Raw genomic sequence first — 16,088 nt, forward strand, 5'->3', positions numbered from 1 at the left:
GGCGGCGTCCGGGAGCACAACGTCGGGTTCGGACGTTGTGCCCGGTATGGGATCAGGGGAATGGGCCGAACGGCCGCTGGTCGGCACCGACAGCGTGACACCGGCCGAGCTGTACGAACGGGGGAAGCGGCTCCGGGAGAAGACCCCGGCCGCGGCACACGACCACCAGGCCGCCGCGCGAGACCGGCCGAGCGCGAAGCAGTACTTCGACGCCACCAACGCCGGGCGGCTGCCGGACCTGATCGAACTGCGGCGGGAACGCATGCTCGCCTCGCCGTTCACCTTCTTCCGCGGCGCGGCCGGGCTGATGGGCGCCGACCTCGCCGGGACGCCGGACTCGGGGCTCACCGCCCAGCTCTGCGGCGACGCGCACGCGGCGAACTTCGGGCTCTACGGCACGCCCGAAGGCAAGATCGTGATGGACATCAACGACTTCGACGAGACCGTGCCGGGCCCGTGGGAATGGGACCTCAAGCGGCTCGCGGCGAGCCTCGTGCTCGCCGGCCGCGAAGGCGGCATCGGCGAGTCCGGCTGCCGCGAAGCCGCCGAAGACGCCGTGAAGTCCTACCGCCGGACCATCCGCGCGCTGGCCGAGCTGCCGTTCCTGCGCAGCTGGAACGCGCTGCCCGACTCGTCGGTGCTGTCGAAGGCGCGGGCCGACGAGCTGATCGACGACTTCGCCGACGCCGCCGAGAAGGCCCGCAAGAACGACAGCGCGAAGGTGGCCGCGCGGTGGACCGAGCGCGTCGACGACCACGAGACCGGCCTGGCCCGCCACCGGTTCGTCGCGGACCCGCCGGTGCTGACGCACGTCGACGAGAAGACCGCCGAAGCCGTCGCCGCCGGCCTTCTGTCCTATGTGGACACCCTGCGCGAGTCGCGGCGCACGCTGATCGCGCGGTACCGGCTCGCCGACGTCGCCTTCCGGGTGGTCGGCACGGGCAGCGTGGGCCTGCGCAGCTACGTCGCCCTGCTGCACGGCAACGACGACGAAGACCTGGTCCTGCAGGTGAAACAGGCCCAGCGGCCGGCGCTGGCGCCGTACCTGGGCCTGCCGCCGGCCCCGCACGAAGGGCAGCGCATCGTCGACGGCGCCCGGCTGGTGCAGGCGGAAACCGACATCCTGCTCGGCTGGACCACGATCGACGGCGTCCCGTTCATCGTCCGGCAGTTCCGCAACCTCAAGGGCGACATCGACCCGTCGGAACTCGAGAAGGACCACCTCGACGACTACGGCAGGCTGGCCGGGGCGTTGCTCGCCCGCGCCCACACTCGGTCGCTGCACCCGAAGCTCCTGGCGGGCTACTTCGCCGAAGACTCGGAGCTCGACGAGGCGATGGGGGCGTACGCCGTGCGGTATGCCGACCGAACGGAAGCCGATCATGCCGCCTTCTCCCGCAATTGACGGACAGATCGCCGGTCACCCCTGGAGATCGACTTCCCCGCCGTGCTAGATGTGCGCGAACACAAGGAGGCGGCGTGGCGGATCTCAAGCGGCGGTCGGTGCTCACCGGAGCGGTCGCGACGGCGCTGGCCGCCACAGCGGCACCCGCACTGGCGGCTCCCCCGCCGCGGGCGTTCCGCCTGGGCGTCAACTACACGCCCTCGACGCGCTGGTTCCACATGTGGGAGGACTGGCGCGAGGACGACCTGCGCCGCGACCTCGACGACATCGCCGCGATCGGGCTCGACCACCTCCGGCTGATGCTGCTCTGGTCGGCCTTCCAGCCGGAACCCGCGCTGGTGAGCGGCGAGAAGCTCGACCGGCTGCACCGGTTCCTGGACCTCGCGGGCGCGGCCGGGCTGGACGTCGAGGTCACGGTGTTCAACGGCCACATCTCCGCCCGCTACTGGACGCCGAACTGGCTGCAGACGAAGCCGAAGCCGGTCAACTGGTTCACCGACCCGGCGGCCCTCGACGCGCAGCGGACGCTGCTGCGGGCCCTCGCCGAGCGGATCGGGCGGCACCCGCGCTTCCTCGGCTTCGACCTGTCGAACGAGCCGTACTACTACTGGGACGACTTCGCCGGCCTGTTCGTCACCCAGGCGCAGGCGGACGCCTGGGCCCGCACGCTCTGCGCCACCGCCGAAGAGGTGGCGCCCGGCAAGGCGCACACGGTCGGCTGCGACCGGGCGCCGTGGGACAACGGCACGTATTTCACCCGCCGCGGGCTCGCGGACGCGGGCAACGTGGTGGCGATCCACCCCTGGACGTCGTTCTCCAGCGCGCTCGAGACGGACCCGCTCGGCGCGGTCGCGACGCACAACGCGGAGCGGCTGATCCAGGTGGCCCAGGCGTACGCGACGGACCCGGCCCGCCGCGTCTGGATCCAGGAGGACGGCGCGGCGCCGTCGATCCACTTCAGCGACGCGACCCGCCCGCAGTACGGCGAGTGGCTGTCCCGGTCGATCCGGAACGCGGCCTCCTGCGCCCGCACCCTCGGCTTCACGTGGTGGTGCTCCCACGACGTGGACCCGGCTCTGGTGCCGAACCTGAACCCCCTGGAGTACGACCTCGGGCTGTACACGAACGACCGGCGCCTCAAGCCGGCCGGCCAGGCGTTGAAGGCACTGGTCGCGGAGTTCGACCGGACCCCGCCGCAGCCGGCCCCGCGCACGACGGCGATCGTGGTCCCGGACCTCTTCCCGACCTGGGGCAACGACCGGTTCTTCAAGCTGGCCGCCGAGGGGAAGCCGGTCGCGTTCGTGCTGCAGAGCCGCGCTTCGGACACCGGCTATCTGAAGCAGCGGGGGATCACCGAGCTCATCAGCCTGTGACCAGCGCGGCCGCTCAGCCTTCGGGGTCTTCTTGCGAGAACAGGTCGGGTTCCGCCCCCAATTTGGGGGCGGCTTTGGCGGCGGCAGGTACCGGAAGGACGTTCGCCTCGATCAGGTCGTCGACCGCGAGCAGGGGACCAGCCATGATCTCGTCCAGCAAGGCGGCCTGACGTGGCTCGAGCGCGACACAGAGCTCGAGGACGTTCAGCAACTCGAGCAACTCGGTCGTCATGCCGGGCGTCCACGTGGTCGCGACCACGTCGTCGAGCGGCGACTTCCGGTTCCCGGATGGCTTTTTCTTCCGGTAATCGCACCAATGCTTGACGACCCGCATCCCGGCGACCCGGTAGTTCCAGACTTCCGGGGAAACCGGAGAGATACGGCCGTCCCCCACATTCAGGGTCCGTATCTGGTCGTCGTAGGTGATGCGCTCCGGCATGCCGTCCTCAGTGTCCGGGATACCGATCCGCACCGCCGGACGGCCACCCGGCATCTTCGGCGGCCCGGGACGGCGCCCGGCCGAGGCATCGGCGAAACGTTCTCCGTACGTGTGCAGCCACACAACCTCGCGACCGACCCGAACCGCTTCCTCCCACAAGCCTGGACTGAGCGTGAGCGGGACCCTGATCCCCGGGGTCTTGAGATCCGCTGCGAACCGGGTGGTGAACGCCGGGTGGGCGACGATGGCCGCCAGGTAGGCCACCAGATCTTCGGGCGCCACGTCGAGGGAGAGCCGACTGGACAGGAACCGCAGCAGGCCTGGCGAGATGTTGGGTGCCCGCCCCACCGAGTCTCGGTACAACGGCGAAATCCGGCCACCACGTCCAGCGAAGTGATGCATATCGGGGATGAGGCTGCAGAAGACCAACCCCGGTCCCGTTCCGATGTCGTGCAGATGCTGCTCGACCACGAAGACTTGCCGATCTCCCAAGGCAGACCAAAGAGCGGGTCGCGGCGTCGCCAGCAGCCGTGAGTCCGGAATTATCCACTGTCGGTCGAAGGATCGGAACCCGACACGAACCGGTTGCGGCGGAGCACCGCACTCTTCGATGAATGGCGAGGCCGACGTCGGATAGCCGGGGAGGGGTGGATTGACACGCCGCAGGTTCGCATCTCGACTTTCGTAGAAAAGCGCGGACTTCGCGTCCGCGTCTGCTTGCACGAGCGTACGCCAGCGCGCGTGCAGTGAACCACGATCCGGCGCATACACCCATGTTCGATTCGGCTTCACTCCCGGCGACTGCCAAGGCATGAGATCGGTCAACGGCGGCATCGAACTCCAGAGCTCGTCGCCGGCACTACGGAATGGTGCTGACCAGGAGCTTGAGCAGGTGTCCCACTGACCGTCCACCTGCAACCGATCCAATGCCCTCTCCTTCTCCGGGATAGTTCCAGAGACACTCAGCCGGTGGATCAGCGCCGGAACCTCAGGTGTCGGCGATCCCCGGCGGATAAAGATTGCCACACAGATGGGTTGCTGATTTTCCCTGAAGAAGCGCGTCGAGATCGGCGGTTGATGTCCCTCCGGAGTCAGATCGATGAACCAGCCTTCGTCCGCCGTCCGGCGAAGATACTCGCGCATACCCGCAAAGCCCTCCCCGGTTGCGAAACCCGAGGGACACACCAGCGCCACGACACCTGCGGGATCAGCCGGATGCGCGTCGAACGCTTTCCAAGTCGCCCATCGCCAGAAGTAGATGTACTTGTTCGACAGAACATACTCAAGACGACCGTTACCAGGCTTCTTGAAGGCGTGCAGGCTTGGCGCAGCAACCGCAGTAGCAGGAGATTCAAGCCACGACGAGATGCCCTTCACCTTGTCAACAAAGGGCGGATTTCCGATCACCACCATGACCGGTTCTTCACGTTTGACTCTGTTCGCACCTCGACGAGATCGCTCAATGGCTTCGTACATCCGCCCCATCGGCAGGAGTTGAACGTCAGGATCATCGAGGGTGTCAGCAAGGAACCTCCGCTCCGAGGCGGGCACCTCCGCGCGATGGCGCTTCTTCAGTAAACTATGGAGGCGAAGTTCCGCAACTGCGTAGGGAGCGGCCTGGTTCTCGAAGCCGATCAGCCTCTTCGAGAGTTCCCGCAAACTGGCGGGGACAGCGCCGACCCCTTCTTCTTCCGCAACGGTGCACGCAACCTTGTCGACAACCTCAGCCAGAAAGCTTCCTGTACCCATCGCCGGGTCGACCACGATGACGTCCTGGTCAGCGAACCCCAAACTCCGCCCCAACCGTGACCGCAGCACGTCGTCCACAAATCTGGTCATGAACGAAACCAGCGATACCGGCGTGTAGTAGACGCCGCTCTTCCGCCGCAAGGCCGGGTCGTAGACGGTGAGGAAGCGCTCGTACAGCATCGCATAGGTATCGTCGGGGAACGCGCCCCAATCCACGACGCTCAGCACTCTCACCATGGTGGTCAGAGCCACACTCTGATCCTCTTCGGGTTGATCGGTGAGGACAGTGAGCGCACGTCCCATCAGCGAGTGCTTCTTCCCCAACAAGCGAGCGATTTCGCCAATGGAACGCCCGGGAAAGCTGACGCCCTCCACCCGAGCTAGCAGAAGTGCAAAAGTGACCGTTTGTGCGTACTGGTCCGCGAATTCGACATCAGTCAAGTTCGGAAAGAGGGCCTGACGCCAATCGGCCGCGAGACCGAGAAAGGTCTGCGCCGTCGACTTTCCGGTGTACTCCCGCACAATCTCAGCCATGACATCATCCCGAAGCAGGCCGCACAGGTTGGCGATCAGGCGAACGAGCTCGTCCAACGTGCGCGGACGTTCGGGCTCCCAGAGCAGGAAATCGGTGAGAACCCGCGCAAAGTCGGTTCCGACCGCATGCAGCTTGCTGCCAGCGCGTTCGAGCCCCGGCTCGAGCTTCGCAACCACTCCCTGCAGCTTGCCGAAGTTGTAACGCGCGAACTGTTCTCCGTCGGTGTAGAGCACGTTTGGAAGCCGTTTGAATTTCTCCCACTGCTCGAGGTCGTGCTTGCTCGCTTTCGTCCAGGTGTCCGGAACGCCGTGGCCGGGCTTCTTCAACTCGACGTACCCGGCCCGGGTACCAGCAACGTCAATGGCATAGTCAGGCCGGATCGAGAGGTCAGGAAGACGCGTCTCGCCGATACTCGTGATCTTCAGCCCCAGACTTCCCGCAATCGCACCGAGCATGCGCTCGAAGGGGCCACGCAGATGATCCTCTCGCGACCCATGGCCAGTCCGGAGCTTGCTGGTGACCTCCCGGCCGAACTCTGCAATGACTGTTTCGACGACAGTGGTACCGATCGTGATTCCGACCGTGCGGCTTCGGGGCATTTACCCTCCTGCCAAACTGGCAACCCGACAGGTCAAATTCACCTGATTTGAAGCGAACTGTCTTCGACCTAAAGTGTATGATCGCCACGACAGGCGATCACCAAGAGTCAACAAAGATGACGCCTGGATACTGATCGGAAAACGAATTCGCGACGAAACCGCCAAACAGGGGATCTTTGCGAAATTACAGACTTGTTCTTCGTCCACTTTTTGACCAGTTTATCATTGACCGCGACCGACGCGGGTTCATGATTCCCCGTCGCTCCGAACTAGCCGATCAGCGCGGCGACGTCCGCCGCGCAGCCCCAGGCCAGGGTGATCCCCGCGCCGCCGTGCCCGTAGCAGTGCACCACGTCGCCGACCCGCTCCAGCCGGACCCCGGGCCGGAACGGGCGCAGCCCCACCAGCGACCGCAGCACGCCGGCGCCCGCCAGCCGCGGCTCCAGCTCCCGGCAGCGGCGCAGGATGTCCGCCGTGACGGCCGGGTTCGGGTCGGTGTCCCCGCGCCCCGGCTCCTCCGTGCCGCCGCACACCACGTGGGTGCCGTGCGGGATCACGTAGGTCACGCCCGGGCCCGTCTCGTCGACCACGAACTCCGCCAGCCCCGGGTCGGTCACGTGCACGACCTGGCCGCCCACCGGGACCATCGCGGGGTCGCCCGCCAGCGCGCCCGCGCCGAGACCCGCCGCGTTCACCACGATGTCCGCGCCCAGACCCGACAACGACGTCAAGGGCCGGTACTCCACCCGGACGCCCAGCGAACCCACCCGGGCGAGCAGCCACTCCAGGTAGACCGGCGTGTCGACCACCGCGGTCGCGAACGCCACGCCGTCGCCCTCGCGGACCGGGTCCGCCACGGCCGGGAGCCACCAGGGGTCCGGGTCGCCCAGGACGCGGCCACGGCGGAAGCGGATCCCCGGCGCGTCCTGCCCGCGCAGCACCGCGAGGCTCGCCGCCGTCCACCGCACGACCCGCTCGTCCGGGCGGCGCAGCGGCGGGTACACCACCCCGCCGGCGACCGCCGACGTCGACCCGGCCGGCGGGGCCGCCGCCACGACCGTGACGTCGTGGCCGGCTTCCGCCAGCCGGTACGCGCAGCTCAGCCCGACCATCCCGGCCCCGGCGACAGTGACCCGCATCCGCTCCTCCAAGTCGGTCTCCCCGCATCGTGACGCACCCGCGGCCCCCGCCGCCTCCCGGGGGCCCGGCTACCCTCGCGCGGGTGAGGATGACCGCCGCCGTGTGCGGCCTGTTCGCGCTGCTGCTGGGCCTGCCGTTCGCCGGCGGGCGCACCCCCGGCGCGGTCGACGCCGCCGCGGCCGGGGCCGTCGCGCACCTGGGCCCCGGCGTGCTGCGGGCGCTGATCCTCCCGACCGAGCCGTACGTCGTGGTCGCGCTGGGCCTGCTCGCGGTCCTGCTGTGCCTGCGCGCCGGCAGGCGGCTGGAGGCCGGCTTCGCCCTGGCCGTCCCGGTGCTGGCGATCCTGCTGACGACCTGGCTGCTCAAACCGCTGTACGACCGGTGGAAGAACGACACCCTGGTCTACCCGAGCGGCCACACGGTGAGCCTGGTCGCGGTGCTGACGGTGCTCGTCCTGGTCACGCGCCGGGCCGTCGTGGCCGCGCTGTCGGCGGTCGCGCTGCTCGCCGCGGCGGCCGGGCTGGTCGGCATGGGCTACCACTACCTCACCGACGTCGTCGGCGGGACGCTCTTCGCCGTCTCGGTCGTGCTGTTCAGCTGGCCGGCACGGCGTCCCGAGCCAGCGCCGTCAACCGGCTGACCGCGCGCAGGTACTTCTTGCGGTAGCCGCCGTTCACCATCTCCTCGGTGAACAGCGACGGCAGCGGGTTCCCCGACACGACCAGCGGGACGGCCCGGTCGTAGAGCCGGTCGGCGAAGGCGACCAGCCGCAGCGCCACGTTCTGGTCCGGCGCCGGGTGGATGCCGCGCAGGTGCACGCGGGTGACGTCGTCGAGCAGCCGTCCGTAGCGCGACGGGTGCAGCTCGGCGAGGTGTGCGCACAGCGCGTCGAAATCGTCCACAGTGGACCCTTCGTGCGCGGCGGCGGACGCCTCGAGCGCTTCGTCGGAAACCGGCGGCGGGGCGTCCGGCAGGCCCCGGTGGCGGTAGTCCGGGCCGTCGACGCGGACCACGCCGAAGCGGGCCGACAGCGTCTGGATCTCGCGCAGGAAGTCCTCGGCCGCGAACCGGCCCTCGCCCAGCTTCTCCGGCAGGGTGTTCGACGTCGCCGCGACGAACACCCCGGCGTCCATCAGCTCCTGCAGCAGCCGCGTCACCAGCGTCGTGTCGCCCGGGTCGTCCAGCTCGAACTCGTCGATGGCCAGGATCCGGTGCTCCGACAGCCGCCGGACGGCCTCGGCGAACCCGAGCGCGCCGACCAGGTGGGTCAGCTCGACGAAGGTGCCGTACGCCTTGGGCCCCGGCGCCGCGTGCCACGTCGAGGCGAGCAGGTGGGTCTTGCCGACGCCGAACCCGCCGTCGAGGTAGAGCCCCATCGGCCCGGCCGGCCCGGTGGTGCCGCCGAAGAGCTTGAACCGCTTCTTCTCCTTGCGCGCAGCCACCTTCGCCGCGAACGCCGAGCACGCCTCGACCGCGGCGGCCTGGCTCGGCTCGTCGGGATTCGGGAGGTACGTGTCGAACCGGACGGCGTCGAAGCGCGGCGGCGGCACCAGCGCGCCGATCAGCTCGTCGGCGGACAGCTCGGGACGGCGGCCGGTCAGGTGCGCGGGCATGGTCGCAGAGCCTAGCCACGCGCCAGGTGCCGGTGAGCGGGTATATCCCCCGGTAGAGACGCGATTCACGTCCGTGCTGGGATGATCGGGTGCAGAGTGTGTGGCCCGAACGGACGGGCGAGCTGAGCGGTTCGGACCTCGAGCGGATCTACGCCTACCCCGAGGACCTGGATCGCCCCTGGGTGCAGGTGAACTTCGTCGCGTCCGCCGATGGCGCCGTCGAGATCGACACGACCTCGGCCGGGCTCTCGCACGCTGCCGACCGGAAGGTCTTCCTGCTGGGCCGCGACCTCGCCGACGTCATCCTGGTCGGCGCGGGAACCGCCCGCGCCGAGGACTACCGCGGGGTCGTCGCGGGCGCGAAACGCCTGGAGCGCCGTCGCCGGCTCGGGTTCACGACCGTCCCGCCGATCGCCGTCGTGACGCGCACCGCCGACCTCGACCCGGCATCCCGGCTGTTCACCGAAACCGCCGTGCCGCCGATCGTGGTCACCACGGACACCGCCGACACGCGCGCCCTCGAAGCCGCCGGGGCGGAGGTCCTGCGCGCGGGCGCCGAAGACGTCGACCTCGCGCGCGCCCTCGACCTGCTGGCCGCCCGCGGCCTGCGCCGCGTCGACTGCGAAGGCGGCCCCGGCCTTTTCGCCCGGCTCGTCGCCGACGACCTCGTCGACCAGCTGTGCCTGACCGTCGCCCCGTTGCTGGTGGCCGGGACGGCGGGCCGGATCGCCGCGGGTGCCACGCCCGCCGTGCCGCGCCGGCTCGCCCTGGCGTCGATCCTCGTCGAGGACGGCTTCACGCTCCTGCGCTACCGCCGGGACGCCGGGTGAGCGACGACGCCGAGCTGCTCGCCCGCGCCGCGGGCGGCGACGACACCGCGTTCGGCACGCTGGTGCGCGAGCACACGCCCCGGATGTACCGGGTCGCGCTGCGGATCACCGGCAGCGCGGCCGAGGCCGAGGACGTCGTGCAGGAGGCGTGGCTGGCCGCGTGGCGGGCACTGGCCGGGTTCCGGCAGGAGTCGGCGGTGTCGACTTGGCTCTACCGGGTGGTCACCAACAGCGCGCTCGCCGTGCTGCGCCGCCGCCGTCCGACGGTCTCGCTCGACGACCCCGATCCGCAGTCCACTGTGGACAGCGCACTGCTCGCCGCGGCGGTGCCCGGCCCGGAAGGCCGGGTCGTGCGGGCCGAAGAGGTCGACGCGGTGCTGCGGGCGGTCGGCAGGCTGGAGGTGTCCCAGCGCGTGCCGCTCGTGCTGCGCGAACTGGAGGGGCTGAGCTACGAAGAGGTCGCCGAAGTGCTCGACGTGAACGTCGGCGCCTTGCGTTCCCGGCTGCACCGGGCCAGGGTGGCGCTGCTCGCCGAGTTGAGGGAGCGGTGATGACCGAGACCCACGATCCCGAGCGGGACCCCCGCTGGGACGCCGTGCGCGCCGCGGCCCGGCGCCGGGTGCCGACCCCGCCCGGCCTGGTCGAACGGGTGCTGCGGGCGGTCGCGCGCGGCCGCCGGACGGCGGTGGAGGTGCCTGGCGAGGCGGGGCGGCTGCGCGTCACCGAAGGCGTGGTCGACCGGCTGGCCAGGACGATCGCCGTGGACCGGGCCCCGTTCGGCGTGCGGATCTCGGCCGTCGCGGTCGAAGACGACGTCGTGCAGGTGCTCGTGTCGGTCCGGTTCGGCATGGTGGCCGACGTGGCCGCCGAAGCGCTCCGGCGGGAGGTCACCGCGGAGCTGTCGCGGCAGCTGGGCGTTCCCTCGGTGGTGAACGTGCACGTCGTGGACGTCCACCCGGGCTGACATTAACCCATTCGAGGGACCTTGCGTGAGGGTTTCGCGCCGCCGGGCATCGTAAGGGCGAGAAACCCGGCGAGAGGAGCCCGAAGGCATGCACCCGGAACGGACCGAGAGCCCCGGCACGGTCACGCCGCTCAACGAAGAGGGCGCCGCCGGCCGCACCACCATCTCGTCGCTGGTCGTGCAGAAGGTGGCCGGCCTGGCCACCCGCGAAGTCGCCGGCGTGCACACGCTGGGTGGTGGCGGGGTGTCCCGCGCGATCGGCGCGCTGCGCGAGCGGATCCCCGGCTCCGGCACGGTCACCACCACCGGCGTGTCGGTGGAGGTCGGCGAGAAGCAGACCGCGATCGACCTCGACGTCGTCGTGGAGTACGGCGCCCGCATCACCGACGTCGCCCGCGCGGTGCGGCGCAACGTGATCACCGCGGTCGAGCAGATCACCGGCCTCGAGGTGATCGAGGTGAACATCGCGGTCAACGACATCTTCCTGCCGGGCGACGAAGAACCCGAATCGACGCGGGTGGAATGAGCGACCGCACGGCCTTCCGGGCGTTCGCCCGCAGGCACCGCCCCGACGTGGGCGGCGACCCGGCCGTGTTCGCCGCCGGGCTCGCGCGGTTCCGGGAGCCCGATACCCGGTTCGACGCGCCGGTGACGTTCGTGGCGCGCCGCCGCCGGGTCGCGGCGGTTCCTTTCCGCCGCCGAAGGGTGGCCCGCTCGGGCCGAGTGGCGGCTTCGCGCGGCGCGGCCGCGGTGCCCGCCCGCCTCCGGGCGGCACTCTTCCCCAGCCGCCGGGTGGCGGCTCCTGTCCCCCGCCGCCGGGCAGCCCTCTTCCCCAGCCGCGGGGTGGCGGCCGCGGTGCCCACCCGCCGCCAGGCGGCGCTCTTCCCCCGCCGGGTGGCGACCCCCGTCCCCCGCCGCCGGGTGGCGGCGCTGCTCACCCGCTTCCGCCGCCCGTCCCGCGTGCGGTGACTTCTCCGTCCCAGTCCAAGGAGGACATGTGAACGCAACGCAGACCGGGCTCCTGGCCGGGCTGATCCTCGGCCTGGCCGCGACCCAGGGGTTCACCGCGTTCCTGGTGACCCTGGCGGTCGGGATCATCGGCCTCGTCGCCGGCCGGGTCCTCGACGGCGAACTCGATCTCGGCGAGCTGTTCGGCAAGGGCCGCGACAAGTGAGCCCCGCCTTGGACGTGCCGCGCGAGCTCGCCGAACCGGCCGAGCGCGGCACCCTGACCATCGGGCACGCGGTGGTCCGCAAGGTCGCCCAGCACGCGGCCGGCCAGGTCCCCGGCACCGCCCGCGACGGCAAGAAGGGCCCGAAGGCCAAGGTCGGCGGCCACGACAACGACGTCGACCTCGCCCTCGACCTGGCCCTGCGCTACCCGGCGGCGGTCCGCGCGGTCGTCGGCGACGTGCGCGAGAAGGTCACCGAAGAGGTCGAGCTGATCACCGGCTACCGCGTGCGGAGCATGGCCGTGACGGTGTCGGCGCTGCTGCCGGACGTCGCCCCGAGGGTGCGGTAGCCGTGCGCCCCTTCGTCCGCATCGTCGCCACCCTGCTGGGCCTGGCCTTCGCGGCGGCCGGCGCGCTGCTGGCCCTGGAAGTCGGCTGGCACTGGTGGCGCCCGTCGTCGGCGCCGCTGCTGGTGCCGTGGCCGCGCTGGCAGGCCGGCCTGGCCTCGCTGGGCTGGGACGCCCACGCGGTGCGCGTCGGGGCCGGCGTGCTGGCCGCCGCGGGCCTGGTGCTGGTGGGGTGCGCGCTCGCCGCCGGCAGCCGCGCGGTGCGGCTGACCGACCCGGCCGGCGACGTGAGCGTCTCGACGTCACCGCGCTCGCTGGCCCGGCTGGTCGGGTTGACCGTGCGCGCGCAGGACAACGTCGCGGGCGCGTCGGTCACCGCGAGCGCCCGCCGCGTCCGCGTCCGCGCGAAGAGCACTCTCGAGACCGAAGGCGAGCTGCGGCCGCGCCTGCTCGCCACGGTGTCGGCGCTGCTGGACGAGCTCCCCCTGGTGCGGCGGCCGAAGGTGACGGTCGTCGTCGACTCGCCGAAGGACCGCCGATGAGCAAGACGATCGCCGCGAAGGCACTTTCCCGGTCCTACACCGGCGAACGGACGCTGACGTTCCTGGTCGGCCTGCTCGCCTTCCTGGGCGGCGCGCTGGCGCTCGTGGTCGGCTTCGGCGGGCTCGGCGAGTTCCGCGGCCGCCGTCCCCTGCTGGACCCGATCGCGGTGAGCTGGCTCGGCGGCCACGCGACACCGGCGCGGATCGCCGCGATCGTGCTCGGCGTGCTGCTGTTCGTACTGGGGCTGCGGTGGGCGCTGCGCTCGCTGCGCCCGGAACCGCGGCCCGACCTGGACCTCGACCGCACGGAGGGCGCGGAGCTGGTGGTCACGGCGGCCGCGATCGCCGGCGCGGTCCAGGCCGACGCGGAGCAGCTCGACGGCGTCAGCCGGGCCCGCGCCCGCGCGGTCGGCTCGCGGACTTCTCCGGCGTTGCGCATCACCCTGTGGCTGCGCGAAGGCACAGACATCAAGGCGGTCTGGTCGGATCTGGACACGCGGGTGCTGACCAGGGCGCGCGAATCGCTCGGCCTGGCGTCGCTGCCTGCCGCGGTCCGGCTGGAACTCGACACGGCCCCGGCGAAACGCGTGCGCTGAGCCGGGGTTTTCCGCAGAATGCGGGGCATGCCCCTACCGCTGCAGCCGCCGCTGAAGCCGATGCTCGCCAAGCCCGCCAAGGCCATCCCGGACTCCGGGGGCCTGCTGTTCGAACCCAAGTGGGACGGCTTCCGCTGCATCGTCTTCCGCGACGGCGACGAGCTGTACCTGCAGTCGCGCGCGGAAAAACCGCTCAACCGGTACTTCCCCGAGGCCGTCGCGCGGCTGCTGGACACGCTGCCGCCGCGGGTGGTGCTCGACGGTGAGCTCGTCGTCGCGCGGGAGGGCAAGCTCGACTTCGACGCCCTCACCGAACGCATCCACCCCGCGGAAAGCCGGATCACGCTGCTGGCGGCCGGACAGCCCGCCGAGTTCGTCGCCTTCGACGTCCTGGCCCTCGGCGACGAAACCCTGCTCGACGAGCCGACGTCCGTGCGCCGCGAGCGGCTCGTCGAACTGGCCGGCGACCGGTTCCCGCTCACCCCGGCCACCACCGATCCGGACACCGCGCGGCACTGGTTCGAGCTGTTCGAAGGCGCCGGCCTCGACGGCGTCATCGGCAAGCCCCTCGACGAGCCCTACACCCCCGGCAAGCGCGTCATGGTCAAGTACAAGCACGTGCGCACCGCCGACTGCGTGCTCGCCGGGCTGCGCTGGCACGTCGACGGCGGCCCCGGCGAACTCGTCGGCTCCTTCCTGCTCGGCCTGCACGACGAAAAGGGCGTGCTGCACCACGTCGGCACCATCGGGTCGTTCCCCAAGGAACGCCGCCGCGAGCTCGCCGAAGAGCTGGCGCCGCTGATCACCGACGGCGAGGACCACCCCTGGGGCGGCCGGGCCACCGGCGAGGCGCAGCGCATCCCGGGCGGGATCACCCGCTGGCGCGCCACCGAGCACGAATGGGTGCCGCTGCGGCCCGAGCGCGTCGTCGAGGTCGCCTACGAGAACACCGAAGGCGGGATGCCGTCGCGGTTCCGGCACAACGCGCGGTTCGTGCGGTGGCGGCCGGACCGCGAACCCGCGTCGTGCGACTACGGCCAGCTCGACGAGCCGGCCCGCTACGACCTCGACGCCGTCTTCCGCGGCCAGGTGGTGCGGACCCGCTAACCCGCGTCCCACACCGGCCGTGCGAAGCTCGGCCTGCCCTTGATCGACGTTCGACGTGAGGACCCCGCCCGTGCGCCGCCGCCGTACCCGTCTCCTGGCCGGGCTGCTCGCCGTGACCGCCGCCGCGGGGTGCGCCGCGGGGCCGTCGGTCCGCCCGGCGCTGGTCGAGAACGACGGGAAGACGACCGGCAGCACGCCGACGCGCACGCCCGGGGTGCCGCTGCCGCCGCTGAACGAGCCGCAGGTGCCGCCGACGCTGAAGTGGGCCGACTGCGACGACGACACCCGCCAGCGCATCGGCACCCCCGGCGTCCCGGACGGCCTGCACTTCAGCTGCGCCCGCGTCACCGCGCCGCTCGACGCCCCGGGCGAGCCGCGGCGGTCGGTGGTGCGGCTGCTCGCACTGAAGGTCGGTAGCGGGCCGGTTCCGCTGGTCGTGGTCAACGACGTCGACGGCGATCCGGGCACCGTGTACGCCGCGCGGCTGGCCGCGACGCTGCCGCCCGCGTTCCTGGAGAAGTTCTCGCTGATCGGCCTGGACCGGCGCGGCACCGGGCTCTCGGGCGCCGCGCAGTGCGTTCCCCCGGACATCCGGCACGACCTCGTCGACGCCGACCCGGCGCAGGGCGGCCTGGGCGACGTGCTCGACGCGGCCCGCAAGGCCGGCCAGCAGTGCGCCATCGAACTGGACGACACCCAGACCGCGCTGGACAGCTGGCGCGGCGCGGGCGATCTCGACGAGCTGCGCAAGCAGCTGGGCATGCAACGGCTCGACGCGCTCGGCCACGGCGACGGCTCGAAGGTGCTGGCCGAGTACGCCGTGCGCTTCCCCGGCCTGGTCGGGCGCATGGTCCTCGACGGTGTGCCCGACCCCGGCGCCGACACGGCCGCGGTCCTCGACGCGGTCGCCGCCGGCGCCCAGTCCACATGGGACGCCTTCGCGGCGGACTGCGCGTCGCGGCACTGCGCCCTCGGCGACGCCAAGGCCGCGCTGGGCGCGCTCACCGACCAGCTGCGGAGCACCCCGGCGACGACCGGCGACGGCGTCTCGTTCGGCCCCGGCCTCGCGACGTTCGCCGTCTACACGGGACTTTCGCAGCGCTCGCGGTGGCCGGAGCTGGCCGACGCGATCGCCGCGGCGCGCGCCGGCGACATCGGGCCGCTGGCGGCCTTCGCCGCGCCGGTGCTGCGCGACACGCGCGCCCAGCCGTCGCGGATCGACGCCACGATCGCGACCCGCTGCAACGACAGCCAGACCCGGCTCTCGGCCGACCAGCTCGACCAGGTCGCGGCCGGGATGCGCGGCAAGTACCCGCAGTTCGGCGCGGTCGTCGCCCAGCAGCTGGCCTGGTGCGGCCCCTGGCCGGTGCGCACCGAGCCGCTGCCGGCGCCGGGCACGCCGGGCGTCCCGCCGATCCTGGTCGCGGCCACCGCGACCGACCCGGTCACGCCCCAGGTCGGCAGCACCCGCGCGGCCGACCAGATGCCCTCCGCGGTGACCATCACCTGGCAGGGCGCGGGCCACGGCGCCCTCGGCGTCTCCCCCTGCGTCACCGAGGCGGCCCGCGCCTTCCTGATCGACGGAAAAATCCCCGCCGACGGCACCCTCTGCCCCGCCTGACCCCGTAACCCGCGTGATAAGAGCCGTAACCGGCGTGATTGAAGCCGTAAGTGGCGT

General features: G+C 71.4%; 17 protein-coding genes. 14 read left to right on the forward strand and 3 right to left on the reverse strand.

The window, feature by feature from the left end; translation table 11 throughout:
- Positions 1-46 precede the first annotated feature (46 nt).
- Together ACWED2_RS15330 and ACWED2_RS15335 are read left to right on the forward strand one after the other, a co-directional pair.
- The gene (locus ACWED2_RS15330) at positions 47-1,405 is read left to right on the forward strand and encodes a DUF2252 domain-containing protein (RefSeq protein WP_449691092.1); all 1,359 of its coding nucleotides are present in this window, start codon (positions 47-49) and stop codon (positions 1,403-1,405) included.
- 74 nt (positions 1,406-1,479) lie between these two features.
- Positions 1,480-2,778, forward strand: a complete 1,299-nt coding sequence (locus ACWED2_RS15335) for a glycoside hydrolase 5 family protein (RefSeq protein ID WP_449691093.1) — start codon at positions 1,480-1,482, stop codon at positions 2,776-2,778.
- A gap of 13 nt (positions 2,779-2,791) precedes the next feature.
- Here the strand turns inward: ACWED2_RS15335 and ACWED2_RS15340 are convergent, their stop codons facing one another.
- Together ACWED2_RS15340 and ACWED2_RS15345 are read right to left on the reverse strand one after the other, a co-directional pair.
- The gene (locus ACWED2_RS15340) at positions 2,792-6,100 is read right to left on the reverse strand and encodes a type ISP restriction/modification enzyme (protein WP_449691094.1); all 3,309 of its coding nucleotides are present in this window, start codon (positions 6,098-6,100) and stop codon (positions 2,792-2,794) included.
- Between the two features lie 269 nt (positions 6,101-6,369).
- Complete coding sequence (locus ACWED2_RS15345) at positions 6,370-7,239, reverse strand: FAD-dependent oxidoreductase (protein ID WP_449691095.1); 870 nt, start codon at positions 7,237-7,239, stop codon at positions 6,370-6,372.
- 89 nt (positions 7,240-7,328) lie between these two features.
- On the opposite strand from ACWED2_RS15345, the gene ACWED2_RS15350 reads away from it, so the two are divergent.
- Positions 7,329-7,880 carry a phosphatase PAP2 family protein gene (locus ACWED2_RS15350; RefSeq protein WP_449691196.1) on the forward strand — a complete coding sequence of 184 codons (552 nt, stop codon included), beginning with the start codon at positions 7,329-7,331 and terminating at the stop codon, positions 7,878-7,880.
- Here the strand turns inward: ACWED2_RS15350 and zapE are convergent.
- On the reverse strand, positions 7,834-8,853 hold the full coding sequence (gene zapE / locus ACWED2_RS15355; RefSeq protein ID WP_449691096.1) for a cell division protein ZapE: 1,020 nt from the start codon (positions 8,851-8,853) through the stop codon (positions 7,834-7,836). The genes ACWED2_RS15350 and zapE overlap by 47 nt on opposite strands.
- An 89-nt stretch (positions 8,854-8,942) precedes the next feature.
- On the opposite strand from zapE, the gene ACWED2_RS15360 reads away from it, so the two are divergent.
- The 11 genes from ACWED2_RS15360 (at position 8,943) to ACWED2_RS15410 (ending at position 16,031) form a co-directional block, all read left to right on the forward strand.
- Complete coding sequence (locus tag ACWED2_RS15360; protein WP_449691097.1) at positions 8,943-9,683, forward strand: pyrimidine reductase family protein; 741 nt, start codon at positions 8,943-8,945, stop codon at positions 9,681-9,683.
- Positions 9,680-10,234, forward strand: a complete 555-nt coding sequence (locus tag ACWED2_RS15365; RefSeq protein ID WP_449691098.1) for an RNA polymerase sigma factor — start codon at positions 9,680-9,682, stop codon at positions 10,232-10,234. Before ACWED2_RS15360 ends, ACWED2_RS15365 begins: the two co-directional genes overlap by 4 nt.
- The gene (locus tag ACWED2_RS15370) at positions 10,234-10,647 is read left to right on the forward strand and encodes a hypothetical protein (RefSeq protein ID WP_449691099.1); all 414 of its coding nucleotides are present in this window, start codon (positions 10,234-10,236) and stop codon (positions 10,645-10,647) included. Before ACWED2_RS15365 ends, ACWED2_RS15370 begins: the two co-directional genes overlap by 1 nt.
- Positions 10,648-10,735: 88 nt before the next feature.
- Complete coding sequence (locus tag ACWED2_RS15375) at positions 10,736-11,173, forward strand: Asp23/Gls24 family envelope stress response protein (RefSeq protein WP_449691100.1); 438 nt, start codon at positions 10,736-10,738, stop codon at positions 11,171-11,173.
- A complete protein-coding gene (locus ACWED2_RS15380) occupies positions 11,170-11,616 on the forward strand; it encodes a hypothetical protein (RefSeq protein WP_449691101.1) in 447 nt (148 codons plus the stop codon). Before ACWED2_RS15375 ends, ACWED2_RS15380 begins: the two co-directional genes overlap by 4 nt.
- Positions 11,617-11,644: 28 nt before the next feature.
- Positions 11,645-11,821: a hypothetical protein gene (locus ACWED2_RS15385; protein ID WP_013224542.1), complete on the forward strand. Its 177-nt coding sequence runs from the start codon at positions 11,645-11,647 to the stop codon at positions 11,819-11,821.
- On the forward strand, positions 11,818-12,168 hold the full coding sequence (locus ACWED2_RS15390; RefSeq protein WP_449691102.1) for an Asp23/Gls24 family envelope stress response protein: 351 nt from the start codon (positions 11,818-11,820) through the stop codon (positions 12,166-12,168). The genes ACWED2_RS15385 and ACWED2_RS15390 overlap by 4 nt, the downstream gene beginning before the upstream one ends.
- Before the next feature lie 2 nt (positions 12,169-12,170).
- Complete coding sequence (locus ACWED2_RS15395; RefSeq protein ID WP_449691103.1) at positions 12,171-12,707, forward strand: DUF6286 domain-containing protein; 537 nt, start codon at positions 12,171-12,173, stop codon at positions 12,705-12,707.
- Complete coding sequence (locus ACWED2_RS15400) at positions 12,704-13,303, forward strand: alkaline shock response membrane anchor protein AmaP (protein WP_449691104.1); 600 nt, start codon at positions 12,704-12,706, stop codon at positions 13,301-13,303. Before ACWED2_RS15395 ends, ACWED2_RS15400 begins: the two co-directional genes overlap by 4 nt.
- Before the next feature lie 27 nt (positions 13,304-13,330).
- Complete coding sequence (locus ACWED2_RS15405) at positions 13,331-14,410, forward strand: ATP-dependent DNA ligase (RefSeq protein ID WP_449691105.1); 1,080 nt, start codon at positions 13,331-13,333, stop codon at positions 14,408-14,410.
- A gap of 70 nt (positions 14,411-14,480) precedes the next feature.
- A complete protein-coding gene (locus ACWED2_RS15410) occupies positions 14,481-16,031 on the forward strand; it encodes an alpha/beta hydrolase (RefSeq protein WP_449691106.1) in 1,551 nt (516 codons plus the stop codon).
- The last annotated feature ends 57 nt before the right edge of the window (positions 16,032-16,088 follow it).

Source organism: Amycolatopsis sp. NPDC005003 (assembly GCF_053600695.1).